This window comes from Erwinia sp. Leaf53 (assembly GCF_001422605.1).
GTDB lineage: Bacteria > Pseudomonadota > Gammaproteobacteria > Enterobacterales > Enterobacteriaceae > Erwinia.
In genome coordinates, this window is record NZ_LMLK01000026.1 from 100,015 (window position 1) to 125,592 (window position 25,578).

A 25,578-nucleotide genomic window follows, 5' to 3' on the forward strand; every position below is an offset into this window, starting at 1 on the left:
CGAAATAATCAGGAGCTGTCATGTTTCCTTCTCACCTGCCTAAAGCCCGCATCCAGGATCCGCACGCCGTACCCGCTCTGCGCTGGGGGATTATTGGCCCCGGCTGGATCGCCGAGCGTTTTGCCAAATCACTGAAAGAGAGTACCGCACAGCAACTGGTGGCCGTGGCTTCGCGTTCTTATGAACGCGCCAGCGCCTTTGCCGGCAAAACGGGCATCGCCCAGGCCTTCGGCAGCAGTGACGACCTGCTGGCACAACAGGATATCGATGCGGTTTACATCGCCACGCCCCACAACCACCACTACCCGGATGCGCTCAAAGCCTTACAGGCCGGTAAACACGTGCTGATCGAAAAACCGCTGGCGCTGAACGGGCAGCAGGCGCGCGCGCTGGCCGAACTCAGCCGCGCCAAAGGCCTGCTCTGTATGGAGGCGATGTGGTGCGACTTCCTGCCGAAATATGACGTCATCAGCCAGCTGCTGGAAGACGGCGCGCTGGGCGACCTGCACACCCTGCTGGCCGACCACGGCGAGTATTTCACCCCCGATCACCGCATCTTCAATGCCGACCTCGCCGGCGGCCCGATGATGGATCTCGGCAGCTACCTCATAGGCCTCAGCGTTAAAGTCGCAGGCGCACCCACCACTATCCACGCCGCCGGCCAGTCGGTAGCCGGCGGCCTCAACGGCCAGACCTCAATGCTGCTGACGCACAATAACGGCATGCACTCGGTGCTCAACACCACCCTGTTCAGCAACACCCCGGGCGCCGCCGTTATCGCCGGACGCGACGCCACCCTGCAAACCGACGGCTGCTTCTACGCCCCTGGCCCGTTCACCCTCACCGCCAGCCAGGGCGGCAAAACCCTCACCTGGGACGAACCGCGCAACCGCTACGACCAGCTGTTCCACGAAGCCGTCCACTTCGCCTGGTGCGTCGGTCAGGGCAAAACCGACTCGCCGATCCGCCCGCTGTCACTCTCGATCGCCACCCTCGACGCCATCGACGAAGTGCGCCGCCAGATTGGTCAGGTGTTTAACGAAGAGAAGTGATGCACGCCCCAATAAAGCGGTATCTGCGAAGAATTAAGAAGAAAAAAGCCGGACGTTTATCGCCCGGCCCTTTGTTAAACCCGCTCCCAGGCTCAAAAATGTCCAGCCAAAACCACAGCCCATTTTTCGGGAGGGCAGTGGGATGAGCCCGGAGCGGGGTAACCCGCGCAGGGTCGCCCGCTGACAGGCCCGGGGTATCTCGATCACAAAGACAACGTGCCCTAAAACCACCAGCCAAAACCACAGCCCATTTTTCGGGAGGGCAGCGGGATGAGCCCGGAGCGGGGTAACCCGCGCAGGGTCGCCCGCTGACAGGCCCGGGGTATCTCGATCACAAAGACAACGAGCCCCAAACCACCCAGACGACTTGCCCTAAATCCGCTCAACAGAACAAAAACGCCCCGTCTCCAGCGACTTCACCGCCGCCTCCGCAATCGCCTGCGCCTGCAACCCGTCATGCAACCCCGGCACCTGCACCGACTCGCCGTTCAGCGACCGCACAAACGCATCCAGATGCAGATAATAGGTCTCCTTCACCCGGTTAAACCAGTCCGCATACAGCGCCGGACGGGTAATCCCCCCGGTGGTATACAGCGTCGCCCCCTGCGGACTCTGCGCCGACGAATCCGCCATCCCCTTATCGCCCAACACCGTAATCCGCTCATCATAGCCGTAAGCCGTGCGGCGGGTATTATCCAGCTGCGCCAGCGCCCCGCTGGTCAGCTTCATCATCAGCACCGACGTATCCACATCACCAAACTCAGCGATCTCCGGCATCGCCAGCGCCGACCCCAGCGCGCCGATCGTCTCCACCTCCTCTTCCGTCAGCCAGCGCAGCAGATCGAAAAAGTGAATCGCCTGATCGCGCATCTGCCCGCCGGAACTCTGCAGATAGCTCAGCGGCGGCAGCTCGGAGGCGCGGCACACCATCTGAATCAGCTCCGCACGGCCCAGCGTCCCCTGTTTTAAATGCTGCTTAAGCTGATTGTGGCTCGGATCAAAACGGCGGTTAAAACCAACGGTCACCGGCACGTCATAACGTGCGACTTCATCCACCACGCGACGCGCCTTGCTCAGCGACAGATCGATCGGCTTTTCGCAGTACACCGCCTTGCCCGCCGCCGCCGAGGCCGCCAGAAACTCGGCGTGCGACGGCGTGGAAGTGGCGATCAGTACGCTGTCGATAGCATCATGGTTGATCGCCTCCGCCACGCTACCGGCACGCACGCCATAAAGACTGGCCACCTCTGCCGCCCGCGCCGCATCCCAATCGGCAACCATCACCAGCTCAATATCGGGATGGGACGCCAGATTTTTTGCATGAACCTGACCAATAAAACCGGTACCCAGCAGGGCAAACTTACGCTTCTGTGCCATTGAATGACGCCTTTAAACAGGTGAAAGTTAACGAATCGTTGCCAGGATAACCCCAGTGCCTATACTGGCTGAATCGGGATTTTGATGGGAAGCCATCATGCGGAGAAAACAGTGAAGAAAATCACGCTGGAAGCGCTGGCGAAACAGATTGGCGTGGGCATCGCCACGGTGGATCGGGTGATCAACGAACGCGGCGGCGTCTCACCCGCCACCACCCGCCGGGTGCTGGCGGCGGCGCGTGAGGCCGGTCTGAACCGCCTGCTGCCCGACGCTCATCGCCACCCGTGGCAGGTCGAACTACTGCTGAGCAGCAACGAAGCGTTCTTCTTCGGCCAGCTGAGTGAACACTTCAGCCAGCTGGCCGACCAGATTGGCTACCGCAGCCTGACCCTGCACCGCACGCTGGTGGCGGAAGGCGATCCGCAGCGGCTGGCCGCGCAAATTCTGCGTGCCAGTGAGCAGCGCGACGGCCTGATGATCTTTGCCCATGAACACCCGGCGGTGCTTGCCGCGCTGGCCCGGTGCCGGGAACGCGGCGTGCCGGTGATTACGCTGGCGACCGATCTGCCGGGCGCCTGCCGGCTGTGCCACGTCGGCATTGACCAGCTACAGGCCGGGCGCACCGCGGGGTTGCTGATGGGCAAAATGCTCAGCGGGCCGGGTGAAGTGGTGATTATCAGCGGGCGGATGGACTATCTGGCGCACCGTCAGCGAGTGGAGGGATTCAGCGCGGTGATTACCAGCCAGTTTCCGCAGCTGCGGCTGCACCAGGTGCTGACGGCGATGGACGATCGCCGTGAGATCGGTCGCCAGCTGGAGGCACAGCTCTACCAGAGTCCGACAATCCGTGGCATTTACAACACCGGGCTGGGCAACACGGATATTGGCGAGGCGCTGGCGCGTCACCGGCTGGCAGACGTGGTGTTTATCACCCATGAACTTTATCCAACCACCCGCCGCCTGCTGGCGCAGAACGTGGTAGCGCTGACGCTGGATCAGAACACCCGCGAGCACGCCCAGCGCGCGTTAACGCTGATGCTGAACAGGCTGGAACAGGATGCACAGCCGGATGAGTATCAGGATGGGAAGGTGGAGTTTTTACTCTATACCCGGGAGAACTGTCAGCAGTGACGGCTGAACTGACCAGCCTGCCACCAACGCAGCATGCTTTAACGATCGTATGATACAGGCAGGTCAGTGGCTGTAGTGCGTGGCCAGGACGGAACAGCCCCGGCAGCGCCACGTACCGCGCGGCGTGGATGTCGTCCGCCTGCGAATCTGCTTCAGGTGACTCCCTTTGTTGCTGCAATGCGCGATAAGACAAAAAAAAAGGCGACCGCTATGGGTCGCCCTGATCGTACTCTGAAGCGCCGGGCAGATTACATCTGCACCAGGTTTTTGATCTTCACGTCGGCATTAACGTCTGCGTCATAATCGACGCCCGCCAGGCCAAAGCCGAACAGCTGCAGGAACTCGGCCTTGTAGCCGGCGAAGTCGGTCAGCTCGTTCAGGTTCTCGTCGGTGACGGTTGGCCACAGCTGAGACACTTCACCCTGCACGTCCGGCTGCAGCTCTTTGTAGTCGGCGCGCAGGCGGCCAACGTCATCCAGAATCGGCGAGGCGTTGTAGAGGCTGTCTTTAAACAGGCCGTAAACCTGCTCGATGCAGCCTTCGTGGGTGCCCTTCTCTTTCATCACTTTAAACAGCAGCGACAGGTACAGCGGCATCACCGGGATAGCAGAGCTGGCCTGGGTTACGACGGCTTTCAGCACCGAGACGCGGGCGTCGCCGTTGCCGTGGGCGGCCAGGGTGTCACGGATGGTCAGCACGCGCTTGTCCAGATCCTTCTTCGCTTCACCGATCGAGCCGTTCCAGTAGATGTCGTGGGTGATCTGCTCGCCGAGGTAGGTGAAGGCGGTGGTTTTCGCGCCTTCCGCCAGCACGCCGGCTTCCAGCAGCGCGTCGATCCACATCTGCCAGTCTTCGCCGCCCATCACCGCCACGGTACCGGCGATCTCTTCGGCGTTAGCCGGCTCCAGCGCCACTTCGGTGATGGTTTCTTTGTCGGTGTTCAGGCCGCGGGTTACCAGCGGTTTACCGATCGGCTTCAGGGTGGAGTTAAACACTTCACCGGTAACCGGATGGGTACGGCGCGGCGCGGCCAGGCTGTAAACCACCAGGTCAACCTGACCCAGATCCTGCTTAATCAGTTCAATGGTTTTCTGCTTAACCGCGTCTGAGTAGGCGTCGCCGTTAATGCTTTTAGCGTACAGGCCCTTCTCAGTGGCAAACTCTTCAAACGCAGCAGAGTTGTACCAGCCGGCGGTGGCAGGTTTGGTCTCTTCACCGGCGCGCTCGAAGAACACGCCCAGCGTGTCGGCGTCGCAGCCAAAGGCCGCAGAGATGCGGGCGGCAAGGCCGTAACCGGTTGAGGCGCCAATCACCAGCACTTTTTTCGGGCCGGAAGCCACCGGGCCCTGCGCAGTGACGTAATCGATCTGTTGTTTGACGTTAGCTTTACAACCTGCCGGATGGGCAGTAACACAGATGAAGCCACGGATACGTGGTTTAATAATCATGTCGACCTCAATAGAGACTTTTTTTATTAAATACAGGCGTCAGGATACCGCTTTCACCGCGCCAGGGCAAAGCGCACATGCGCAAACAGCGGCCCTTAGCCTGCTTTCTGTACAAATAGTGCTTAATCTGCCAGCAGTTTTTCAGCGGCAGCCTGATATTTCGCCATCTCTTCCGCTGGCACCATGCCACCGCCGGTCGCCCACACCAGGTGGGTGGCTTGCGACAACTGCGCTGCGCTGATGCCCTGCGCGGCCAGTTCCTGCGGCTGCGCGCTGATGCGCCACGGCCCGGCCATCCCGGCCAGCGCCGAAGGCTCCAGGCTCAGCCCCTCGTGACGCTGTAACAACCCCAGCAGGCGATACATCTCCTCGTCGCTAAGCGTATAGAAGGCGCTGAGCAGGCGCTGCATCGCGCGGCCGACAAAGCCGGAGGCACGGCCGACCGCCAGGCCGTCGGCGGCGGTCAGGTTGTCAATACCGAGATCCTGCACGGAGATTTCATCATGCAGGCCGGTATGCACCCCCAGCAGCATGCAGGGCGAATGGGTCGGTTCGGCAAACACGCAGTGTACGTGGTCGCCAAACGCCAGCTTAAGGCCAAAGGCCACGCCGCCCGGTCCGCCACCGACGCCGCAGGGCAGATAGACAAACAGCGGGTGGTCGGCGTCCACCACGATATTGTGTTCGGCAAACTGCCGCTTCAGCCGTTCGCCGGCCACCGCGTAGCCGAGAAACAGGTTGTGCGAGTTCTCATCATCAATAAAGAAGCAGCGCGGGTCGTCCCCGGCCTGACGCCGCCCTTCCGCCACTGCCACGCCGTAGTCCTGCTGATACTCCACCACCCTGACGCCACGATCGCGCAGCGTCTGCTTCTTCCACGCGCGGGCATCCGCCGACATATGCACCGTCACCTCAAAGCCGAGCTGCGCGCTGATGATGCCGATCGACAGGCCGAGGTTGCCGGTGGAGCCGACCGCGATGCGGTACTGGCTGAAGAAGGCGCGGAAGTCATCACTGGCCAGTTTTGCGTAGTCGTCGCCCTCCTGCAGCAGCCCGGCGGCGATCGCCAGCCGCTCCGCGTGCGCCAGCACCTCATAGATGCCGCCGCGCGCCTTGATCGAACCGGAGACCGGCAGATGGCTGTCTTTCTTCAGCCACAGCCGCCCCGCCAGCCGCTGCTGGTAGTGCGCCTCCAGCACCGGCTGCAACTGCGTCAGCGGGCAGATCGCTGACTCAATAATCCCCTGGCTGGCGCGCGTCTCCGGGAAGACCTTCATCAGGTACGGCGCAAAGCGGTGCAGCCGCGCGGCTGCATCGGCTACCTGGGCAGCGGTCAGGCCTACGTGCGGGTAGCCGGCCGCCAGCGTGGCATAGTCCGGGTTGAACCAGCTAACAGGTTGTAGCGCACAGAGCGCATCAAGCAGAGGAAAATTCTGCTTAAGACTTTTGACGTCAAGGGTCATAGACTCTTCTCCTGGCAAAATGGTCATTTTGCGAATTTTTGGGGGTTGCAACCGCGTTACGTGCCGCAACTGGCAAAATTTGATCGCATTCAAAATTCTGAAAAATAAAGGAAAAACCACATCTATGCAGTCTAACTGCATAATTAACGCCTGCCAACGGCTACCACATCGGGCTGGCGAGGTTAGCGCGGTATCTATGCACACGGCAGTCACTTTTCTGCACCAATCAGGTGCAATTCACAATAATTTAATAACTTTGAAACTTTTATTTGATGCTAAATTAGCGCTGTCCCAGTGAATTTCGCTGGGCCATCCACGGTTACCAGAAGTTATAACTAAGCATCATCCCGCCGGTCCGGACGGTCGCGGGGCAGGTGCTAACATATTAAAGGTTGGTTATGGAAAAGCTCTCCTACGTATCTGAAGGCAGTAAAACGGCCTGGTCCACCTATCTGCAGCAGATCGACCGCGTTGCCCCCTACCTCGGCGATCTCTCCCGCTGGATCGACACCCTGCGTCATCCGAAGCGCGCGCTGATCGTTGATATCCCGCTGCAGATGGACGACGGCACCATCCGCCACTTCGAAGGCTTCCGCGTGCAGCACAACCTGTCGCGCGGACCGGGCAAAGGCGGCGTGCGCTATCACCCTAACGTCGATCTCAACGAAGTCATGGCGCTTTCGGCCTGGATGACCATCAAGTGTGCGGCGGTCAACCTGCCTTATGGCGGTGCCAAGGGCGGGATCCGCGTCGATCCGCTTAAGCTGTCAGAGGGTGAACTGGAGCGTCTGACCCGCCGCTATACCAGCGAGATTGGCCTGATTATCGGCCCGCAGAAGGATATTCCGGCACCGGACGTCGGCACCAATGGGAAAGTAATGGCGTGGATGATGGACACCTACTCCATGAACAACGGCACCACCGTTACCGGCGTGGTGACCGGTAAGCCGGTACACCTTGGCGGCTCGCTGGGGCGTGAAAAAGCCACCGGGCGCGGCGTGTTTATCACCGGCCGTGAAGTGGCACAGCGCAGCGGTATCGAGCTGGAAGGCGCACGCGTGGCGGTACAGGGCTTTGGTAACGTGGGTAGCGAAGCGGCCCGCCTGTTTGCCGCCGCCGGCGGCCGCGTGGTCGCGGTGCAGGACCACAGCGCCACGCTGTTTAACCCGGCCGGCATCGATCTGGCGGCGCTGAGCGAGTGGAATGCGGCGAACAAGAAAATCGCCGGCTTTAGCGGCGCGGAAGTGATTAGCGACGAGGCGTTCTGGGACGTGGAGATGGACATTCTGATCCCGGCGGCGCTGGAAGGGCAAATCAACCGCCAGCGCGCTGAGAAGCTGAAATGCCGCATCGTGCTCGAAGGTGCCAACGGCCCGACCTACCCTGAAGCCGACGACGTGCTGGCCTCACGCGGCATTACCGTAGTGCCGGACGTAATCTGTAACGCCGGCGGCGTAACCGTTTCGTACTTCGAGTGGGTGCAGGATATGGCCAGCTTCTTCTGGAGCGAGGACGAAATTAACGAGCGCATGGATAAGATCATGACCGAGGCGATGGTTCACGTGTGGGATAAAGCGCGGGAAAAAGAGTGCAGCCTGCGCACTTCCGCCTATATCGTGGCCTGTGAACGCATCCTGATGGCACGTAAAGATCGCGGTATCTATCCGGGCTGATGCCCGACGCGGCGGGCGCAGATGCGCCCGCCCTGCTGCACCATTCAGGCAAAACCTGATGAGAGTGACCTGCCAGACGCTTCCCGCTACAGAGTGCTGCTCTGACAAATCCGCGTTACTGATGCATGCCGGAATGTACGATCGAAAGAGAGTTTTTCTATCAAAAACTATCAGACTGCGCTTTTTACCACTGGAAACCATGACCTTTCTCTAAGAATTAATGTTCCATTTAATTAATAAATGGAATTTAAATTCTTTTGGCTCTATTATCAGCAGCACAGCAGGCAAAAATGACGGTTAATCATCAGCGGCTGAGAATTCTGTGATGGTTTTCTATCAGGAAAATGATGGCGGTGTTGAAGCTGTTCAGCAGCACACTTTTGCACCCGGATGGCAAACCCGTCGCGCAGAGCATAATAACCGCGGCGGAGTGAAAAATTGAAGTAGGGTTGGCAGGATGACTGGCAGGCTCCCACGGGAACCTGCCGTTTTTTTTAGCCGTTGTCGGCCGGCAGTACGACAAATTCCGCCTCTGCGGCCGCGTACTGCTGCTGAAACGCCTCGTTTTTTTCCACCAGCGTCAGCGCCGCTTCGATTAACTCGTTCTGCACCAGCGTGGTGGCACCATCGCGGGTGGTCCAGTGAATATACATCACGCACAGCGCCGCTACCTGCAGCGCCTCGCCTTCCGCATTGTCACCGTCAAACTGATACTCTTCGCGACACCAGCGATAAACCGCACCGACGAACGGCATCGCGCCGCTCTCATCCAGCGCCGGCAGCGACCGGAACAGCTCAACCATCTCCGGCGTGGCCTGATACTCCTGACGGCCGATAGCGTCCAGCTGGCGGCCGTGCGCGCGCGCCTTGTTGACCTGTTTAGCCTTTAGTTTGGCACGTTTGTTTCGTTTATCCTGTTTGCTGCTCACGAATAGATTCTCAGTTAATTAAATGCGGCGGGCAGCATAGCACAGCGCCCGCCGCAGGTTACATCTTCCCGATCAGCAGTGAGACCAGTCCGGCGGCGATCAGCGGGCCGACCGGCACGCCGCGAAACAGCGAAACGCCGATAATAGTGCCGATCAGCAGGCCGCCGACCACCGTTGGCTGGTTGCTCATCAGCGTGACGCCTTTGCCGCCCACCCAGGAGACAAAAATACCCACCGCGATCGCCAGCAGCGATTTCCAGTGCAGGAACGAGTGCAGCAGCGTGCTGCTGGGCAGGGTGCCGCTGGCCAGCGGCGCCATCACGCCGATGGTCAGAATGATGATGCCGACCGTTACCCCCTGCTTCTCAATCCACGGGAAGGTCTGATTTAACGGCGTTAAGCGGATGGCGACCAGCACCAGCAGCGCGATGGTAACGGTCATGTTGTGGCTGAAATAGCTCAGGGCGGCGAGGAACAGCAGAATAACCAGCGAAAGATCGAACATCAGAATTCCTGAACAGTAACGGGAGTAACAATATGTCGACACAGGATAAACAATTTTGCCGGCCGGCGGGGAGTTTTTTTGCCGCTGGCTACGCCCGCATCAGGCCAGCGCTTCGATCGCGGCCTGCAGCGTTACCTGCGGGCCGGTGAGCACCGCCAGCGTGGTGTTGATGCGTTTTTCCGCCCCGCTCATCGAAGCCTGTGCCAGCACAATGCAGCCGAGCGGGCACTCGGCACGGCCGGTGATATAGTCGGCGATCTGCTGATGATAGCCGTCGGTGTCCCCCTGGTTAAACCACGCCCAGGCGCGCGGCACCAGCTCCACAGCCAGCCGGTCGCCGGGAATAAAGGCGCTGAACAGCCGGGTGGTCGATTCCATCGTCGAACTGGCGGTGCACAGCACCAGGATGTTGCCGTGATAGCGCGACGCCACCTTTGCCAGGGTGGCATCAATGCGCAGCACCGGTTTGCCGAAGTCGACCTGCCAGGCCGCCGCGCCCAGCGTGGTACAGGTGACGATCACCGCATCGGCCTGCTGGCACAGCGCGGCGATGGTTGCGCGGGTGGCGTCGGCAATCTCCGGCGTCAGCCCCTGCTCCGTCTGGGTCTGCGCAAACAGCTCGCTCTCCACCCGGTGCAGCAACTGCACGTCCGGATAGTCCAGCGCTGACAGCGCCTGTTCAAATACCGCAGCGTTGCTCTCTGCCGCGTGCAGGCAGGCAATAATGGTCATAACAACATCCTCTTATCGTTAGCATTCGGGGCCATATGACGGCACGGAAACCTGCTGAGCACCGTTCCGTTACTCTTTCAGTCCCCGGTTGAACAGCATCGGTTCGCTCAGGGGTTCGTGGCCGCGCCAGTCGTGCCATAGCTGCTTCAGATCGCTGCTGTTGCCGCGCGACAGGATCAGCTCGCGGAAGCGCTGGCCGTTGGCGCGGGTCAGGCCACCGTGTTCGCTGAACCAGGCGAAACCGTCGTCGGCCAGCATCTGCGTCCACAGATAGGCGTAATAGCCTGCCGCATAACCGCCGCCCCAGATATGCTGGAAGTAGCTGGATCGGTAGCGCGGCGGTACGGCATTCAGCGCAATCTGCTCAGCGGCCAGCGCCTGCTGCTCAAATTCGGCCACCGGCGGCGGCGCGGCGTCGGCGTCGAGGCCGTGCCAGTGCTGGTCGAGCAGCGCCGCGGCCAGCAGCTCGCTCATCTCGTAGCCCTTGTTGAAGCGGGCGGCGCGTAACATCTTCTCTCGCAGCGCGGCCGGCATCGCGTCGCCGCTCTGATAGTGGCGGGCATAGTTGTCAAACACCGGTGCATCGCTGGCCCAGTGCTCGTAGATCTGTGACGGGAACTCGACAAAATCGCGCGGCGTGTTGGTACCGGAGAGGCTGACATAGCGCTGTTCGGCAAACAGGCCGTGCAGCGCGTGGCCAAACTCATGGAACAGGGTGATCACTTCATCCCACGACAGCAGCGCGGGCTGGCCGTCGGCGGGCCGGGTAAAGTTGCCAACGTTATAGATCACCGGCCGGCTGCCGAGCAGCGTCGACTGCTCAACAAAGTTGCCCATCCAGGCACCACCGCCCTTGTTGTCACGCTTAAACCAGTCGGTATAGAACAGCGCCAGCGGCGTGCCGTCCGCTTCCTGCACCTCGTACACCCGCACGTCCGGGTGGTAAACCGGCAGGTCGGCCCGCGGGCTGAAGCGCAGGCCAAACAGCTGGCTGGCGGCATAAAATGCGCCGTTTTCCAGCACGCCGTTGAGTTCAAAATAAGGCGCGGTCTGCGCGTCGTTTAACGCGTAGTCGCGCTGGCGCACCTGTTCGGCATAAAACGGCCAGTCCGCCGCCGTGAGGATAAAGCCGCCCTGCTGGCCGTCGATCAGCTGCTGGATCGCCTGCGCCTCTTTATTCGCGCGCGCGGTGGCCGCCGGCACCAGCTGACGCATAAACGCCAGCGCCGCCTGCGGGGTTTTCGCCATCTGGTCCTGCAGCTGCCAGGCCGCATAGCTGGCGTAACCCAGCAGCTTCGCCTGCTGCGCGCGCACCTGCGCCAGCCGCAGCAGGGTTTCACGGGTGTCGTTCTCGTCGCCCTTCTCGCTGCGCGCCCAGGCCGCGCTGAACAGCGCGTTGCGGGTCTGCCGGTTGCTTAAACGCTGCAGGATCGGCTGCTGGGTGGTGTTCTGCAATACCAGCAGCCACTGATTTTTCAACCCGCGCGCCTCTGCGGCGGCGGCGGCGGCGCTCAGCTGTTCGTCGTTCAGACCGGCCAGCGCGGCGGCATCGCTCACCGCCAGCCCACCGCTTTTGGTGGCGGCCAGCAGGCGGCGGGTAAAGCGGCTGCTCAGGGTCGCCGCCTCCTGGTTCAGCGCCCGCAGCCGGGCCTTATCTGCCGCATTCAGACGCGCACCGGCCAGCTCGAAACTCTGCCAGGTGACCCCGACCAGACGCAGAGATTCAGCGTCCAGCCCCAGCTGCTGCCGCTGCTGATACACCGCATCCAGCCGGGCGAACAGCGTAGCGTTAAGGCGGATATCGTCGTCGAGCGCCGCCATCAGCGGTGAGATCTCTTCGTCCAGCGCCTGCAACGCGTCGCTGGTATGGGCCGCGGTTATCGCCGTAAATACGTTATACACCCGTCGCAGGGCCTGGCCGCTCTGCTCCAGCTCCTGGTAAGTGTTGGCAAAGGTCGGCGCTGCCGTTTCATGCGCGATACGCACCACCTCTTCTCGCTTCTGCGCGATGGCGGCGAGCAGCGCCGGGCGGTAATGCTCTTCACGAATGCGGTCAAACGGCGGGGCGTCGAAGCTTAAGCCGCTGGCCTGATAAAAGGGGTTGTCCTGAAGCTCGGTCATGATGCGATTCTCCTGTTACGCTTGCTGACACTGTAGCACCTCCTGTGACGCCCGTGACAGACAGATTACCCAACCCGGCCACGCGCTGCGGGCATTGCTCCCTGCGCTGGCTGCGCCTCCACGTTATGCTGGCAGGAAAATCCAGAGTCAGCCCGTCATACACCCGCCTCACGCTGCCAGACGCAGCGGCCGTTGACCCAGGTGGCGGCGATATTGCGATCGTCACCCAGCGTCATCAGCACAAACAGCTGCTCGCGGATATCGCGACTGTTGCCGTGGCGCAGCTGCTGCAGCGGCGTAACGGCCGGATCGATAATCACCAGGTCCGCCTCTTTACCCGCCTCAAAGTTGCCGATGCGGTCATCGAGATCCAGCGCCTGCGCACCGCCGAGCGTGGCGCGGTAGAAGGCTTCAAGGGCAGAGAGCCGGTAGCGCTGCAGCTGGCCGACCTTGTAGGCTTCGCCCATGGTCTGCAGCAGGCTGAAGCTGGTGCCCGCCCCGACGTCGGTGCCCAGCCCCATTTTCACCTGCTTTTGCCAGCAGCGCTGCAGGTCGAACAGGCCGCTGCCGAGAAACAGGTTTGAGGTCGGGCAGAAGGCAATGGCGGAGCCGGTGTGCTGCAGGCAGTCCCACTCCTGCTCCTCAAGGTGCAGGCAGTGGGCAAACAGGCTGCGGCGACCGGTCAGGCGGTAGTGATGGTAAACGTCAAGGTAGCTTTCATGCTGCGGGAACAGTTCGCGCACCCAGGCCACCTCCTGCGGATTTTCGCTGAGATGGGTTTGCAGCCACAGGTCGGGAAACTCCTCGCGCAGCTGCTGCACTTTTTCCAGCAGTTCCGGCGACGAAGTGGGCGCAAATCGCGGGGTCAGCGCGTAGCTCAGGCGGCCGTGGTTGTGCCAGCGTTCAATCAGCTCGCGGGTCTGCCGGTAGCTCTGCTCCGGCGTTTCGGTCAGCGCCGGCGGCGCGTGGCGATCCATCATCACCTTACCGGCGATCAGCCGCATCTGTAGCGCATCCGCGGCGCTGAACAGCGCCTCCACCGATTCCGGGTGCACGGTGCCAAACACCAGCGCGGTGGTGGTGCCGTTGCTCAGCAGCTGCTGCAGAAAAAAGGCCGACATCTGCGCCGCGTGCTGCGGGCAGTGGTACTGGCTCTCCACCGGGAAGGTGTACTGATTCAGCCACTCGAGCAGCTGTTCGCCGTAAGCACCGATCATCTCGGTTTGCGGATAGTGAATATGGGTATCGATAAAGCCCGGCACGATTAACCGGCCGCGGTAGTCAATGGCGTCGCTCTCCGCCCGCAGCAGCTGTCGCCCCTGCTGCCAGTCACAGAGGCCGACGATGATGCCGTCCTGCAGCAGCAGCAGGCCATCCTCAATATAGCGGGCCGCATCCGACAGCTGCTCTGCCGCGGTCACCGGGTGACGGATATCAAAAAAACTGCCGCGCAGCGCCTGAGTGTATGAGGTTGCCATAACGAATCCTTATTGATTGAGTGGTGCCAGACCAGCAACGGTCGTGCTTTTAAAATGCAATAATTGCGCCACATTCCACCTGAGTGGCTGATGCCTGCGTGCTGGCGAGCCTTAGCGTTCAAATAACGTCCTCCCTTCGCCACCGGCCCACCCTGGCCTGCCCTCAGGCGTGAGAGCACGGGCTTTAAACGGCTGCCGCCGGGTGGCAAAGGATTGCGTAATTTCTTATTAATCATCCAGATTCGCTACTTATCAGCGTGGCGGTGGAGTGCTATGGTGTCGGGTGAGTATCCTCAATGAACCTGGGTTGGTTAACCCTGAATTACCTGAAGGAATTGTGAGATGATCGTATTTGTTACCGGCGCGACCGCCGGTTTTGGTCAGAGTATTGCCCGCCGTTTTGTCGCTGAAGGCCACAAGGTGATTGCCACCGGCCGCCGCCAGGAGCGCCTGGACGCGCTTAAAGCCGAGCTGGGTGACCGTGTTTATACGCTGGTGCTGGACGTGCGCGATCGCGCGGGGATCGATGCGGCGGTGGCCAGCCTGCCGGCGGAGTGGCGGAATATTGATATTCTGGTCAACAACGCCGGGCTGGCGCTGGGCATTGAGCCGGCGCACCGCGCCAGCCTGGAAGACTGGGAAGATATGATCGATACCAATAATAAAGGGCTGGTGTATATGACCCGCGCTATCCTGCCGGCTATGGTAGAGCGCAACGTCGGCCATGTGATCAACATCGGTTCGATCGCCGGCAGCTGGCCTTATCCTGGCGGCAACGTCTACGGCGCGACCAAAGCCTTTGTGCGTCAGTTCAGCTTTAACCTGCGTACCGACCTGCACGGCACCGCGCTGCGCGTCACCGATCTCGAACCCGGCCTGGTCGGCGGCACCGAGTTTTCCAACGTGCGCTTTAAGGGCGACGACTCACGCGCCGAGAGCGTCTATCAGGGTGCCGAAGCGCTGACTCCGGAAGACGTTACCGAGGCCGTCTGGTGGGTGGCTACCCTGCCGAAACACGTCAACATCACCGCGCTGGAGATGATGCCGGTCGGCCAGAGCCAGGCGGGCCTGCGCGTTCACAAGGCATAAACGCCAGACCGCTGTTGCGCCGGGCCGTTCACAGATGGCCCGGTGCGTTAACGATCGACACATCCGTAATGCCGACAAAGAATCGTCCTGACTTAAGCACGGCCCCAACCGGCTACGATAATCAGCATACCGCAAAACGCGACCGCTGCCCCCGTCCAGTCCCAGGCGCTGAGCCTGACCCCATCGACCACCCGCAGCCACAGCAGCGCCGTGACCACGTAAACTCCGCCGTAGGCGGCATACACGCGGCCGCTGGCCGCCGGATGCAGGGTCAGCAGCCAGACAAACATCGCCAGGCTCAGCGCTGCCGGCAACAGCAGCCACGGCGAACCGCCCTTTTTCAGCCACAGCCAGGGCAGAAAACAGCCGATAATTTCGGCCAGCGCGGTGGCGAAAAACAGCAGCGTGGTGGTTAACATCTTTTCATCCTTTTATTCTCACTCAATGCTCAACGGCGATTACGGCTTGCTGGTGGCCGCCTGAAGGCTAATGATATACTGGCGTCATTATTGGTGCAGCCGTTACCGATCGCCCGGCCTGACAGAAAGGAAGACCTATGAAGAGATTGCCCCAACGCCTGACCCGCACCGCCCTGCCTCTGCTGCTGGTAGCGCTGTTCTCCGTGCAGCACGCTGCCCAGGCGCGCACAGACCGCCTGATTATTCAGGACGGCAACAATGCGCTGAGCAATGAGCAGGCACGCCAGGAAAAAGAGCAGTGGGACGACACCCACCGCCTGCGCGGCAAGGTAAATAACCGCGTTGAGAAAGAGTTTGATAAGGCCGATCGCGCCTTCGACACCCGCGATAACTGTGAGAAAAGCCTTAACGTTAACGCCTACTGGGAGCCGAACACCCTGCGCTGCCTCGACCGCCGCAGCGGCCGCCCGGTGGCTCCGTAAACAGGAAAATGCGGCTGATTAGCCGTGCCGGCCTGCAGACCTGCTGATTTGACATATAATTAGCGCTGATTCAACGCATAAGGATGAAATGATGAAAGGTTTTAAGTGGATGTTAACCGCACTGATCGTCGCCACCCCGCTGGCGGCTCAGGCATCATGCGAATCGGTCAAAGCGGATATCAATCAGAAAATTATTAACAACGGCGTGCCGGCGTCAGGCTTCACGCTGGACGTGGTGCCGAACGATCAGGCGGACCAGGCTGGCGGCCAGGTGGTTGGCCACTGCGAAAATGATTCGCAGAAGATTGTCTATAAACGCAGCGGCAACGACGGCGACAGCAATGTGCCGGCCTCGGCGGGATCGTCGCAGGACGCGCCTGCACAGTAAGCGGTAATGGCTTTAAATGAGGCGGCCTGATGCCGGTCACTTAAGGTGACCGGCATTTTTTTTGTTAACGGGAATTCAGTGGTGCAGTTTCTGCGCCGGCACCAGTCTGGAGATCAGCAGGCTGGCGCAGGCAATTACCAGCGAAACGGCAAACACCCAGTGCAGCGAATGGGCGATTTCCGCCAGCATCTGCTGCAGCCCTCCTTCGGTCAGCCGTTCACGCTGCGGGTGGGACATAATCTGTTGCACCGGATCGCGGTAGTCAGGTAGCCGGAGCAGCAGGTTGTAGTTCAGTACCGCGCCCATCACCGCGGTGCCCAGCGCCGAGCCGAGCATGCGGCTGAACATAATAGACGCGGTACAGATGCCACGAATTGAGAACTCTGCATTGTTCTGCACCGCCAGTAAGAAGGTGGTGCTGGTCATGCCCATTCCGGTGCCGATGACGAAGGCAGACAGCCCGGCGTACCAGATCGGGCTGCCGAGGTGCAGCGCCAGCAGCATCGCGGTGCCGGCGATCAGCAGCAGCGATCCCAGCAGCGCGGTAAACCGGTAGGAACTCCACTGCATCAGCCGCCCGCTCAGCGTGCTGGCCAGCGGCCAGCCGATCGACATCATCGCCAGCGCACTGCCCGCCTGCAGCGGCGTGCCGCCGTTAACGCCCTGGATCCAGGTAGGTAAAAACGCGCTGATGCCCATCATTGCCGCGCCGATCGCCAGGTTACCGAGGTTGCCGGCCAGCAGCGGGCGGCTGCGCCAGATCACCGGCGGGAACAGCGGCTCGCTGGCCCTGCGCTCATGCCGCAGCAGGCGGGATCCGGCGACCACGGCCAGCGCCAGCAGCAGCAGGCTCCAGTAGCCGAGGCTTTCTGCCTGCAGCAGCGCGGCCAGTAAGGCGCTGACCGCCAGCATTAACCAGACGCTCCCCGCTACGCGGATGCGCTGGCCGCGCGCCGACGGGCTTTCGCTGAAGAACCGCGCCAGCAGCAGCATCGAGATAATACCCACCGGCACGTTGACCCAGAAGATCAGCGCCCAGTTAAAGTGCTGCACCAGCCAGGCCCCGGTCAGCGGGCCGACGATGGCCGCCACGCCCCACACGCTGGAGAGCCAGCCCTGTACCCCGGCGCGCTCTTTCGGCGAGTAGATATCGGCGACGATGGTTGAGGTCAGCGGCATAATCGCCCCGGCCCCCAGCCCCTGAAACGCGCGAAACAGGATCAGCCAGCCCATATGGCTGGCAAACCCGCACAGCACCGAGCCAAGCAGGAACAGCCCGGTGCCGATAAAGAACACTTTCTTACGCCCCCACAGATCCGCCAGCCGGCCGTAGATCGGTACGGTCACCGCCTGGGTCAGCAGGTAAATCGAGAATACCCAGCCAAACTGCGAGAAGCCGCCGAGATCGGCAATAATGGTCGGCATCGCCGTGGCGACGATGGTCACTTCGATTGCCGCCATAAACATCGCCAGCATGCAGGCGATCAGTACCCAGTGACGGTGCGTCACGGTATGTGCAGTGGTGTCTGTCATATCATCCCTTTTTAACGTCTTCTGACAGTGTGCATCATTTTTTGCCGGTCAGTTTCCCGTCTGTGCGGATTTTTTGCAACGGCGTACGCAAACCGGCAAGGAATTATGATCTTAAAGGCGTTACACCCGCGGGCCGCACCGTTTAAGCCTTGCCGGTCGCAGGGAATACACGCCGTCGCGCGTGCGCGTTCAGGCTCACTGCAGAGAGGAGATCAACAGAGTTCAGCGCGCATTAGCGACGGCACGGGCAGTAAGGGAAACGAGAGCGAGAGTGTGGCAGAGGGCGACCATGAAATGTGACCGGCTGGAGTAAGCCCCCTCAGCCGTTCAGATAATCAGAGAGACAGCGCCGAGAGATCGATATAACGCGCCAGTTCGCGGGTTTCCGCGCGCGGCAGGTAGGGCAGCTCGCCGAGCATCGGGGCCGGGATTTTTTCCGCCAGCACCGCGATAATTTCCGCATAGTGCGCCAGGCCTGGATTGATGCGGTTGGCCACCCAGCCGAGCAGCGGCAGGCCGTCCTGCAGGATCGCCTGCGCGGTGAGCAGCGCGTGACTGATACAGCCCGGTTTGATGCCCACCACCAGTACCACCGGCAGCCGTTCCTGCACCACCCAGTCGGACAACGGGCGCAGGTCGCCCATCAGGCTGCGCCAGCCGCCGGTTCCTTCCACCACCACGCAGTCTGCCCGTGCGGTCAGCGCCTGCAGGCCATCGCTCAGGGTGGCGTAGTCGATCGCGGCACCGCTGGTGCCGATCTCATCGTCCGGCAGCGTCACCGGATTGACCGCCTGATAGGCCAGCGGCAGCGAAGAGGAGTGCTGCAATACCAGCGCATCTTTGTTGCGCAGCCCGTCGGCCGTCTGCTGGCTGCCTTTACCCACCGGCTTAAAACCGACCGCCTGCTTTTCTGCGGCCACCAGCGCCTGCAGCAGCGCACGGGAGACCACCGTTTTTCCCACCTCGGTATCGGTACCGGTGACAAATATTCTCTCTAACATCAGGGACTCCAACAGGCAGAAGCTGCCCGTAATGACCAATGAACACCTAAGTGACGAGGGAAAATTTTAGTGCAGCCCAGGGCAGCGGGAATTGCGCTGGCGCAAGGTTTGGTGGGTTTGTCAGCCCTGCAGCAGGGAGATCAGTAAGGAACCGTTATACATCGCGTCTTTGACCAGCGCGGCACCGGGTAGCGTGCCGTCGTTCGGGTAACGGGTGGCCTCCACCTGCAGCGCGCGGCTGTAGTCCGGCAGCGCCTGCTGGCTGATGCAGGCATCAATCGCCGGGAACAGGATCGCCTGCGCACGGTTAAGCGGCGAACCGATTAAGATCTTCTGCGGGTTAAACAGGTTGACCATAATTGCCAGGATGCGGCCAACGCTGTTGCCGACGCCGGTGATCACCTCAACCGCCAGCGGGTCGCCGGCCAGCGCGGCGTCGCACAGCGAAGCCACCGTTAACGGCTGATGGTGCAGGCTGGAGCTCATCGACGCCTGCATGCGCTGGGCGGCCAGCTCCAGCAGCCGGTCGGTGCTGGCCACCGTCTCCAGGCAGCCGTTGTTGCCGCAGTAACAGCGGGTGCCCCAGGGATCGACCTGGGTGTGGCCGATTTCGACCAGGCTGGAGGTGCCGCCGTGCAGCAGACGGCCGCCGGTAATTACCCCGGCACCGACGTTATGGTCAATCACCACCTGCAGTACGTCGCTGGCGTCGCGCGCCGCACCAAACAGCGACTCCGCCATGGTCCAGGCGCAGACGTCCTGCTGGATATAGACCGGCAGGCCGGTGCGCTTGCGCAGCTCCGGGCCAAGCGGCATATCGTTGACCGGGTAGAACGGCATACGGTGGACGACGCCGGTCTGCGCGTTAACGCGCCCCGGCAGCGTGATGGCGATGGCGGTCAGACGCTCAAGTTTGCGCTGGTGCAGAATAAAGAACTGGTCGATTAGCTGCACGATGCGCGTCAGCAGTGGCTCGTCGGCCTCAGCCGGCAGCGGGATAAGCTGTTCAACGATGATTTTACAGCTGAGGTCACGCAGCGCGAGAGTCATCTCGCCGTTGCCAAGGCGCACCGAGAGAAAATGCCAGGCGTCGGTGTCCAGCACCAGCCCAATCGCCGGGCGGCCGCGGCTGCCCGGATCCTGAAACTCGGTCTCCTGCACCAGGTGTGCTTCCAGCATCTCACGGACGATTTTGGTGATGCTGGCCGGGGCCAGCTGGGCACGTTTGGAGAGCTCGATACGCGAAATCGGACCATAGCGGTCGATCAGGCGATATACCGCGCCGGCATTTGTCTGTTTAATCTGATCGATATGACCAGGCTGACCGTCAGCAATCACACCCCTGCTCCCACTACGCACCCATCCTGATACTTATTTTCGGGCTTCAAAATAAAGCCATTCGCTATGGTGAAACACTTCGCAGCGGGCGTCAAATATTTGATTCGAAATGTGATTTGCAGCACATAATGCTGCCCGTTACGCTCAGGTTTTCAGCGATTCAGAGGGGCGGGACTGCAGCAGCAGCGACATCATCGCCGCGGTGCTCGCCGAGCGTTCGCGCTGATGCGCCCATACCAGCCACACCTCAGAGCGCGCGTCGGCCTCCGCCAGCGGGATCCACACCACGTCGGCCAGCCCCACCCGGCGAAATGAGGCGGGCAGGATCGAGATGCCAAGACCGGTGGAGACCAGGCCGATAATGGTCATCGCTTCACCGACCTCCTGGGTAATGGTCGGCTCAATCTGATAGCGCTGCAGCAGCGCGAGGGTCTCGCCGTACAGCGCGGTGCCGCCCTGCGGATCGAAAAACACCAGCGGTTCGCCGGCCAGCTCGGTAATCGACAGCTGCGCGCGGCCGGCCAGCCGGTGGTCGCGGTGCATCAGCGCGTACATCGGCTCTTCCAGCAGCAGCTGATGGCTGAGATTATCCGGCAGCGCGGTGTTGCGCATCACCCCCAGATCCAGCCGCCCGTCGCTGAGCGGGGCCAGCAGCTGGCGGGTATTAATTTCCTGCATCTGAATATGCACGTCCGGGTAGCGCCGGCGAAAGCTGAACAGCGCGTCAGAGACGCCGCTGATAAAAGGCGCGGAGGAGGTAAAGCCGATGCGCAGCTCCCCCTCATCACCACGATGCAGGCGTGCGGCTTTATCCGCGGCCTGGCTGACGCTCTGCAGGATCAGCCGCGCGTCGGCGAGGAACTGCTGGCCGGCTGCGGTCAGCCGCACGCTGCGGTTGGTGCGCGCCAGCAGCCGCGCGCCGATCTCCTGCTCCAGCTGTTGGATCTGCTGGCTGAGCGGCGGCTGCGAGATATTCAGCCGCGCAGCGGCGCGGCCAAAGTGCAGCTCTTCCGCGACGGCGATAAAGTAGCGCAGATGACGCAACTCAACATTCATAGCTTAAACGTCTCAATCGAGATTATTAATATATTATACATCCTAATAGAATTTTCTTACGCTTAGCAAGGTGTTACTTCTCTTCGCGACTAAGGACCTTTTGTGAACCGCTTATCCGCTGCCGTCACCGTTGAAGACGGCGTTGATCGCACTGAACCGTTATCTCCTCCTGCCACTGACTATATTCAACGCGGTACGCCGCAGTTTATGCGCGTGACGCTGGCGCTGTTTACCGCCGGGCTGGCGACCTTCGCCCTGCTCTACTGCGTGCAGCCGATCCTGCCGGTACTGTCGCAGCAGTTTGCTATTTCGCCGGCGGCCAGCAGCGTTTCGCTGTCAATCGCCACCGCGATGCTGGCGCTGGGGCTGCTGATTGTCGGGCCGCTGTCCGACGCCGTCGGCCGCAAATCGGTGATGGTGACGGCGCTGATGCTGGCGGGGGTCTTTACGCTTCTCTCAGCCACCATGAGCAGCTGGCACGGAATTTTAATCATGCGCGCGCTGACCGGGCTGGCGCTGAGCGGCGTGGCGGCGGTCGGCATGACCTACCTCAGCGAAGAGATGCACCCCGGTATGGTGGCATTGGCAATGGGGCTGTATATCAGCGGCAATTCGATTGGCGGTATGAGCGGCCGCCTGCTGAGCGGGGTGATCACCGATTTCAGCGGCTGGCGGGTGGCGGTGGCGACCATCGGCTGTTTTGCGCTGGCCTCGGCGGTGATGTTCTGGAGGATCCTGCCCGCCTCGCGTCATTTTCGCCCGGCATCGCTGCGGCCCTGCAAGCTGCTGATCAACTTCCGCCTGCTGTGGCGCGACGCCGGCCTGCCGCTGCTGTTTCTGCAGGGGTTCCTGCTGATGGGCGCCTTTGTGACGCTGTTTAACTATATCGGCTATCGCCTGCTCGCCGCCCCCTGGTCAATGAGTCAGGCCACGGTTGGGCTGCTGTCGCTGGTCTATCTGACCGGTTCGTGGAGCTCGCCAAAGGCGGGGGCGATGACGGCGAAGTTTGGCCGCGCGCCGGTGATGCTGTTCTCGACCGCGCTGATGCTCGGCGGCCTGCTGATTACCCTGTTTAGCAGCCTGTGGCTGATCCTGCCGGGGATGATGCTGTTTACCGCCGGCTTCTTTGCCGCCCACGCGGTGGCCAGCGGCTGGATCGGCCGGCGCACCCGCCGCGCCAAAGGCCAGGCCTCGGCGCTGTATCTGTTCTGCTACTACCTAGGTTCCAGCGTGGCCGGTACGCTGGGCGGGGTGTTCTGGCGACATTACGGCTGGTACGGCATCAGCGCCTTTATTACCCTGCTGCTGCTGGCGGCACTGCTGGTGGGTAACCGGCTGCGGGTAAAACAACTTTAACGCCACTTATCGCCGGTGGCATATTCACCGGCGACATGTTCACGGGTATCAGGTTCCATTCGGACATCCCCCTTCACTAAGCACGTTTAACGCCGCTCACGCCGGGCGTTAAATACCCGCAATCGTTTTATTTAGCAACTATCACTTAATGTTACCGTTAATATTTTTTCTGATATTAAGAAATATCTTAATTGAGTAACGTATTGAAAAAATTATACTCATTCGCCGATAATAAACGTAAACAATTGTAAGGGATACAATGAAAAAGTTGGTATTGTGCAGCCTGGTGTTGCTCACCTCCTCCTGTGCTGATTTCCAGCAGGGTATGAACAGCGTCGGCGCTAAAATGAAAGAAGTCAACGCAGCGCTTACACCCAAACAGACCTCTGGTACCCAAACTACCGCCTCTGCAAAACAGGTTGGCACTATTACTAATGAACAGTGCAAAACCAGCGTCGGCAAAAGCAAAGCATATTTCGAACAGCTGGTCGGTTTTAAACTGAACGAATCTAACGCTTCCGGCTACAGCTCAATGTATGAGAGCTACAACCTGAAAATCTCCGATCGTAAGGACCGCCTGGGCGGCAACTTCGCTATCTGCATCCTGTCATTCGATCCGCAGACCAGCAAAGTAACGACCTACTCAATGCCGACCTGATCGCCGGAATTGCCAACAGCTCGGGGCCGCAGGCTGGCCCCGATTTGCGATCTACATTTAGTGCCAGCCGAACCGAAGAACCCTCTTCTTCCTTAAAAGCCAACAGGACGGCATTTATTCCAGCATCACACCTTCAGCAGATCGATAACGACTCTTAACGCGGGCGACACATTGCGATGCGGATAGTAAATAAACGATCCCTCCAGGCGCTGGCTGTAGCGCTGCAGCACCCTGATCAGCGTTCCACTCTGTAAATCATCGACAACCAGCTCCTCGGGAACATAGGCCAGACCCAGCCCAAGCCTGGCGGCGTTGGCTTCCATATAGCTGTCCGCAAACACCCACTGCCCCTGCGGCCGGTGGGTGACCGTTTTATCGTCCTGAATTAACTCCCATGGGTAGAGGCTGCCATCAGCAAACTGGTAGGCAATGCAGGGATGGCTGGCTAAATCGGCCGGCGCCTGCGGAAAACCGTAGCGAAGAAAATGCTCGGGCGAGCCGACCACGGCCATCGCCATATCCGGGGTGATACGTACCGCGACCATCCCCTGCGCCACCTCCGGCCCCAGCCGCACGCCGGCATCAAACCGTTCGGCGATAATATCGACAAAGCGCCCTTCGCCGATCAGCTCAAGGCGAATATCAGGATAGTGTTGCTTAAGCACCGCCAGTTTAGGCAGCAGGACTTTATCGATCGCGTGCTGGCTGGCGTTGATGCGCACCGTACCGGAGGGTGTGGTGCGATAATGGGCCAGCGTGGCCAGCCCGGCGTCTAACGCGTCAAAGCCGGATTCGGCGGTCTGGTACAGCTGCTCACCCGCCTGGGTTAACGACAGCCGGCGCGTGGTGCGCACCAGCAGCTGCACGCCCAGCCGTTCTTCCAGTTCGCGAACGGAGCGGCTGATCCCCGACTGTGCCAGCCCCAGCCGTCGGGCCGCGGCGGTGAAGCTGCCCTCACGCACCACCTGAAGAAACAGCCAGAGCTCATTGTAGTTTTCGCGTTTGGTCATTCATCTTCATCCAGGCAGCAGCATTCAGGAAGGGCCATCACAGCGCCCTCATTGATAGCAATTTGCTATGAATCATAGCATTTAAACCCCACTAATCAGCTTCTTTTGTGCTGAGTATAATGTGTACAACTGAACAAAGCACCGCAGCGTTGCCCTGGGCGCGCTGTACCTTCTCTGTTATTTACCCTGGGGATTTAGATGATCGCTTTCACCCGTAAACTGACCAGCGTGATACCTGTCATGCTGCTGTGCGCGTCACTAAGTGGAGTTGTAACAATGAGTTATGCTGATAGCACCAATCCGAACCTGCCCGTGTCAATGGTAAAGACATGGGATAAAACTTTCGCCGGGAGCGAGAAGGTCGAACACCGTAAGGTGTCGTTCCAGACCCGCTACGGCATCACCCTGGTCGGCGATCTGTATCTGCCCAAAACCCGTGGCGACGCTAAGCTGGCCGCGATCGCCCTAAGCGGGCCGTTTGGCGCCGTGAAGGAGCAGTCGAGCGGTCTGTACGCGCAGACCCTCGCCGAACAGGGCTTTGTGACGCTGGCCTTCGACCCTTCTTACACCGGTGAAAGCGGCGGTTCTCCGCGTAACGTCGCCTCGCCGGATATCAACACCGAAGACTTTAGCGCGGCGGTGGATTTCCTCGGCTTACAAAAAGAGGTGGATCGCAACCGCATCGGACTGCTCGGCATCTGCGGCTGGGGCGGCATGGCGCTTAACGCCGCCGCGATGGACACCCGCGTAAAAGCGGTCGCGACCAGCGTCATGTACGATATGAGCCGGGCGATGGGCCACGGCGTGGGTGATGGCAAAGACCGTTACACCACGGACGACCGCCGTGCGGTGCTGGGCTATCTGAATCAGCAGCGCTGGAAGGATGCGGAAAACGGTTCCCCGGCGGCGGGCAGCCACGATCTCTATGTGGATAAAGACGGCCGCATTACCGCCGCCGAGCGGATTCTGCCGGAGGTATTACCGGCTAATCCGAACCCGGTGCTGAAAGAGTTCTTTGACTATTACCGTCTGCCGCGCGGCTTCCACGCGCGCTCAGTCAACTCTAACGGTGCCTGGACCGCCACCATGCCGCTGTCGTTTATGAATATGCCGCTGCTGAGCTACGCGAAGGAAATTACCATCCCGACGCTGATCGTTACCGGTGAAAACGCCCACTCGCGCTACTTTGCCGAAGACGCTTATAAAGCGGTGGGCAGCACGAAGAAACAGCTGGTAGTGGTGCCGGGTGCTAACCACGTTGACCTGTACGATAACGCGGCCGGTAAAATCCCGTTTACGCAGTTTGACCAGTTCTTTAAAACCAATCTGAAGTAAACCA

23 protein-coding genes are annotated in these 25,578 nt (G+C 60.7%); 9 read left to right on the plus strand and 14 right to left on the minus strand.

Annotated elements, in window-relative coordinates; genetic code table 11:
- Window positions 1–20: 20 nt before the first annotated feature.
- Window positions 21–1,052 carry a Gfo/Idh/MocA family protein gene (locus ASF13_RS21255; protein ID WP_056241427.1) on the plus strand — a complete coding sequence of 344 codons (1,032 nt, stop codon included), beginning with the start codon at window positions 21–23 and terminating at the stop codon, window positions 1,050–1,052.
- Between the two features lie 372 nt (window positions 1,053–1,424).
- Here the strand turns inward: ASF13_RS21255 and ASF13_RS21260 are convergent, their stop codons facing one another.
- Window positions 1,425–2,429 carry a Gfo/Idh/MocA family oxidoreductase gene (locus ASF13_RS21260; RefSeq protein WP_056241430.1) on the minus strand — a complete coding sequence of 335 codons (1,005 nt, stop codon included), beginning with the start codon at window positions 2,427–2,429 and terminating at the stop codon, window positions 1,425–1,427.
- Between the two features lie 111 nt (window positions 2,430–2,540).
- Here ASF13_RS21260 and ASF13_RS21265 point away from each other — a divergent pair, with 111 nt between their 5' ends.
- Window positions 2,541–3,560, plus strand: coding sequence for a LacI family DNA-binding transcriptional regulator (locus ASF13_RS21265; protein ID WP_056241433.1), 1,020 nt, complete (start codon window positions 2,541–2,543; stop codon window positions 3,558–3,560).
- 248 nt (window positions 3,561–3,808) lie between these two features.
- On the opposite strand, the gene fabV is transcribed toward ASF13_RS21265, so the two are convergent.
- Both fabV and ASF13_RS21275 read right to left on the minus strand, forming a co-directional pair.
- Window positions 3,809–5,008 carry an enoyl-ACP reductase FabV gene (fabV, locus tag ASF13_RS21270; RefSeq protein ID WP_056241437.1) on the minus strand — a complete coding sequence of 400 codons (1,200 nt, stop codon included), beginning with the start codon at window positions 5,006–5,008 and terminating at the stop codon, window positions 3,809–3,811.
- A 122-nt stretch (window positions 5,009–5,130) separates the two neighbouring features.
- On the minus strand, window positions 5,131–6,471 hold the full coding sequence (locus tag ASF13_RS21275; protein WP_056241441.1) for a D-serine ammonia-lyase: 1,341 nt from the start codon (window positions 6,469–6,471) through the stop codon (window positions 5,131–5,133).
- 398 nt (window positions 6,472–6,869) lie between these two features.
- Between ASF13_RS21275 and ASF13_RS21280 the strand changes: the two genes are divergently transcribed.
- The gene (locus ASF13_RS21280; RefSeq protein WP_056241444.1) at window positions 6,870–8,144 is read left to right on the plus strand and encodes a Glu/Leu/Phe/Val dehydrogenase; all 1,275 of its coding nucleotides are present in this window, start codon (window positions 6,870–6,872) and stop codon (window positions 8,142–8,144) included.
- A 494-nt stretch (window positions 8,145–8,638) separates the two neighbouring features.
- Here the strand turns inward: ASF13_RS21280 and ASF13_RS21285 are convergent, their stop codons facing one another.
- From ASF13_RS21285 to guaD, 5 genes are all read right to left on the minus strand, one after another.
- The gene (locus ASF13_RS21285) at window positions 8,639–9,073 is read right to left on the minus strand and encodes a hypothetical protein (protein WP_056241447.1); all 435 of its coding nucleotides are present in this window, start codon (window positions 9,071–9,073) and stop codon (window positions 8,639–8,641) included.
- 58 nt (window positions 9,074–9,131) lie between these two features.
- Complete coding sequence (locus ASF13_RS21290; RefSeq protein WP_056241449.1) at window positions 9,132–9,578, minus strand: DUF441 domain-containing protein; 447 nt, start codon at window positions 9,576–9,578, stop codon at window positions 9,132–9,134.
- A 99-nt stretch (window positions 9,579–9,677) separates the two neighbouring features.
- Complete coding sequence (locus tag ASF13_RS21295; protein WP_056241451.1) at window positions 9,678–10,310, minus strand: hypothetical protein; 633 nt, start codon at window positions 10,308–10,310, stop codon at window positions 9,678–9,680.
- A gap of 69 nt (window positions 10,311–10,379) precedes the next feature.
- Complete coding sequence (dcp, locus tag ASF13_RS21300; RefSeq protein WP_056241454.1) at window positions 10,380–12,431, minus strand: peptidyl-dipeptidase Dcp; 2,052 nt, start codon at window positions 12,429–12,431, stop codon at window positions 10,380–10,382.
- Between the two features lie 155 nt (window positions 12,432–12,586).
- Window positions 12,587–13,909 (minus strand): guanine deaminase, encoded by a 1,323-nt coding sequence (guaD, locus tag ASF13_RS21305; RefSeq protein ID WP_056241458.1) that lies wholly within the window; start codon window positions 13,907–13,909, stop codon window positions 12,587–12,589.
- A 342-nt stretch (window positions 13,910–14,251) separates the two neighbouring features.
- On the opposite strand from guaD, the gene ydfG reads away from it, so the two are divergent.
- Window positions 14,252–14,998: a bifunctional NADP-dependent 3-hydroxy acid dehydrogenase/3-hydroxypropionate dehydrogenase YdfG gene (ydfG, locus tag ASF13_RS21310; RefSeq protein ID WP_056241461.1), complete on the plus strand. Its 747-nt coding sequence runs from the start codon at window positions 14,252–14,254 to the stop codon at window positions 14,996–14,998.
- Between the two features lie 92 nt (window positions 14,999–15,090).
- Here the strand turns inward: ydfG and ASF13_RS21315 are convergent, their stop codons facing one another.
- Window positions 15,091–15,417 (minus strand): YnfA family protein, encoded by a 327-nt coding sequence (locus ASF13_RS21315; RefSeq protein ID WP_056241464.1) that lies wholly within the window; start codon window positions 15,415–15,417, stop codon window positions 15,091–15,093.
- A 137-nt stretch (window positions 15,418–15,554) separates the two neighbouring features.
- Between ASF13_RS21315 and ASF13_RS21320 the strand changes: the two genes are divergently transcribed.
- A complete protein-coding gene (locus ASF13_RS21320) occupies window positions 15,555–15,899 on the plus strand; it encodes a DUF1283 family protein (protein WP_056241467.1) in 345 nt (114 codons plus the stop codon).
- An 88-nt stretch (window positions 15,900–15,987) separates the two neighbouring features.
- A complete protein-coding gene (locus tag ASF13_RS21325; RefSeq protein WP_369814408.1) occupies window positions 15,988–16,287 on the plus strand; it encodes a DUF1161 domain-containing protein in 300 nt (99 codons plus the stop codon).
- Between the two features lie 75 nt (window positions 16,288–16,362).
- Here the strand turns inward: ASF13_RS21325 and ASF13_RS21330 are convergent, their stop codons facing one another.
- The 4 genes from ASF13_RS21330 to ASF13_RS21345 form a co-directional block, all read right to left on the minus strand.
- Window positions 16,363–17,820 (minus strand): MDR family MFS transporter, encoded by a 1,458-nt coding sequence (locus ASF13_RS21330; protein ID WP_056241474.1) that lies wholly within the window; start codon window positions 17,818–17,820, stop codon window positions 16,363–16,365.
- A 335-nt stretch (window positions 17,821–18,155) separates the two neighbouring features.
- On the minus strand, window positions 18,156–18,821 hold the full coding sequence (gene bioD / locus ASF13_RS21335; RefSeq protein WP_056241777.1) for a dethiobiotin synthase: 666 nt from the start codon (window positions 18,819–18,821) through the stop codon (window positions 18,156–18,158).
- Between the two features lie 120 nt (window positions 18,822–18,941).
- The gene (locus ASF13_RS21340) at window positions 18,942–20,159 is read right to left on the minus strand and encodes an ROK family transcriptional regulator (RefSeq protein ID WP_056241477.1); all 1,218 of its coding nucleotides are present in this window, start codon (window positions 20,157–20,159) and stop codon (window positions 18,942–18,944) included.
- A gap of 144 nt (window positions 20,160–20,303) precedes the next feature.
- The gene (locus ASF13_RS21345) at window positions 20,304–21,215 is read right to left on the minus strand and encodes a LysR family transcriptional regulator (RefSeq protein ID WP_056241480.1); all 912 of its coding nucleotides are present in this window, start codon (window positions 21,213–21,215) and stop codon (window positions 20,304–20,306) included.
- Window positions 21,216–21,317: 102 nt separating this feature from the next.
- Between ASF13_RS21345 and ASF13_RS21350 the strand changes: the two genes are divergently transcribed.
- Together ASF13_RS21350 and ASF13_RS21355 are read left to right on the plus strand one after the other, a co-directional pair.
- Entirely contained in the window at window positions 21,318–22,571 is a 1,254-nt protein-coding gene (locus ASF13_RS21350; protein ID WP_056241485.1) for an MFS transporter, read from the plus strand.
- Window positions 22,572–22,830: 259 nt separating this feature from the next.
- Window positions 22,831–23,229, plus strand: coding sequence for a hypothetical protein (locus tag ASF13_RS21355; RefSeq protein WP_056241488.1), 399 nt, complete (start codon window positions 22,831–22,833; stop codon window positions 23,227–23,229).
- Window positions 23,230–23,354: 125 nt separating this feature from the next.
- Here the strand turns inward: ASF13_RS21355 and ASF13_RS21360 are convergent, their stop codons facing one another.
- Entirely contained in the window at window positions 23,355–24,239 is an 885-nt protein-coding gene (locus tag ASF13_RS21360) for a LysR family transcriptional regulator (protein ID WP_056241492.1), read from the minus strand.
- A gap of 198 nt (window positions 24,240–24,437) precedes the next feature.
- On the opposite strand from ASF13_RS21360, the gene ASF13_RS21365 reads away from it, so the two are divergent.
- The gene (locus tag ASF13_RS21365; protein WP_072166469.1) at window positions 24,438–25,574 is read left to right on the plus strand and encodes an alpha/beta hydrolase; all 1,137 of its coding nucleotides are present in this window, start codon (window positions 24,438–24,440) and stop codon (window positions 25,572–25,574) included.
- The last annotated feature ends 4 nt before the right edge of the window (window positions 25,575–25,578 follow it).

Bases quoted from the DNA above. Each gene is read 5' to 3' on its own strand.
- ASF13_RS21255 (WP_056241427.1), top strand. From the start codon at position 21: ATGTTTCCTTCTCACCTGCCTAAAGCCCGCATCCAGGATCCGCACGCC.
- ASF13_RS21260 (WP_056241430.1), bottom strand. From the start codon at position 2,429: ATGGCACAGAAGCGTAAGTTTGCCCTGCTGGGTACCGGTTTTATTGGT.
- fabV (WP_056241437.1), bottom strand. From the start codon at position 5,008: ATGATTATTAAACCACGTATCCGTGGCTTCATCTGTGTTACTGCCCAT.
- ASF13_RS21275 (WP_056241441.1), bottom strand. From the start codon at position 6,471: ATGACCCTTGACGTCAAAAGTCTTAAGCAGAATTTTCCTCTGCTTGAT.
- ASF13_RS21280 (WP_056241444.1), top strand. From the start codon at position 6,870: ATGGAAAAGCTCTCCTACGTATCTGAAGGCAGTAAAACGGCCTGGTCC.
- ASF13_RS21290 (WP_056241449.1), bottom strand. From the start codon at position 9,578: ATGTTCGATCTTTCGCTGGTTATTCTGCTGTTCCTCGCCGCCCTGAGC.
- ASF13_RS21295 (WP_056241451.1), bottom strand. From the start codon at position 10,310: ATGACCATTATTGCCTGCCTGCACGCGGCAGAGAGCAACGCTGCGGTA.
- dcp (WP_056241454.1), bottom strand. From the start codon at position 12,431: ATGACCGAGCTTCAGGACAACCCCTTTTATCAGGCCAGCGGCTTAAGC.
- guaD (WP_056241458.1), bottom strand. From the start codon at position 13,909: ATGGCAACCTCATACACTCAGGCGCTGCGCGGCAGTTTTTTTGATATC.
- ydfG (WP_056241461.1), top strand. From the start codon at position 14,252: ATGATCGTATTTGTTACCGGCGCGACCGCCGGTTTTGGTCAGAGTATT.
- ASF13_RS21315 (WP_056241464.1), bottom strand. From the start codon at position 15,417: ATGTTAACCACCACGCTGCTGTTTTTCGCCACCGCGCTGGCCGAAATT.
- ASF13_RS21320 (WP_056241467.1), top strand. From the start codon at position 15,555: ATGAAGAGATTGCCCCAACGCCTGACCCGCACCGCCCTGCCTCTGCTG.
- ASF13_RS21325 (WP_369814408.1), top strand. From the start codon at position 15,988: ATGATGAAAGGTTTTAAGTGGATGTTAACCGCACTGATCGTCGCCACC.
- ASF13_RS21330 (WP_056241474.1), bottom strand. From the start codon at position 17,820: ATGACAGACACCACTGCACATACCGTGACGCACCGTCACTGGGTACTG.
- bioD (WP_056241777.1), bottom strand. From the start codon at position 18,821: ATGTTAGAGAGAATATTTGTCACCGGTACCGATACCGAGGTGGGAAAA.
- ASF13_RS21345 (WP_056241480.1), bottom strand. From the start codon at position 21,215: ATGAATGTTGAGTTGCGTCATCTGCGCTACTTTATCGCCGTCGCGGAA.
- ASF13_RS21355 (WP_056241488.1), top strand. From the start codon at position 22,831: ATGAAAAAGTTGGTATTGTGCAGCCTGGTGTTGCTCACCTCCTCCTGT.
- ASF13_RS21360 (WP_056241492.1), bottom strand. From the start codon at position 24,239: ATGACCAAACGCGAAAACTACAATGAGCTCTGGCTGTTTCTTCAGGTG.
- ASF13_RS21365 (WP_072166469.1), top strand. From the start codon at position 24,438: ATGATCGCTTTCACCCGTAAACTGACCAGCGTGATACCTGTCATGCTG.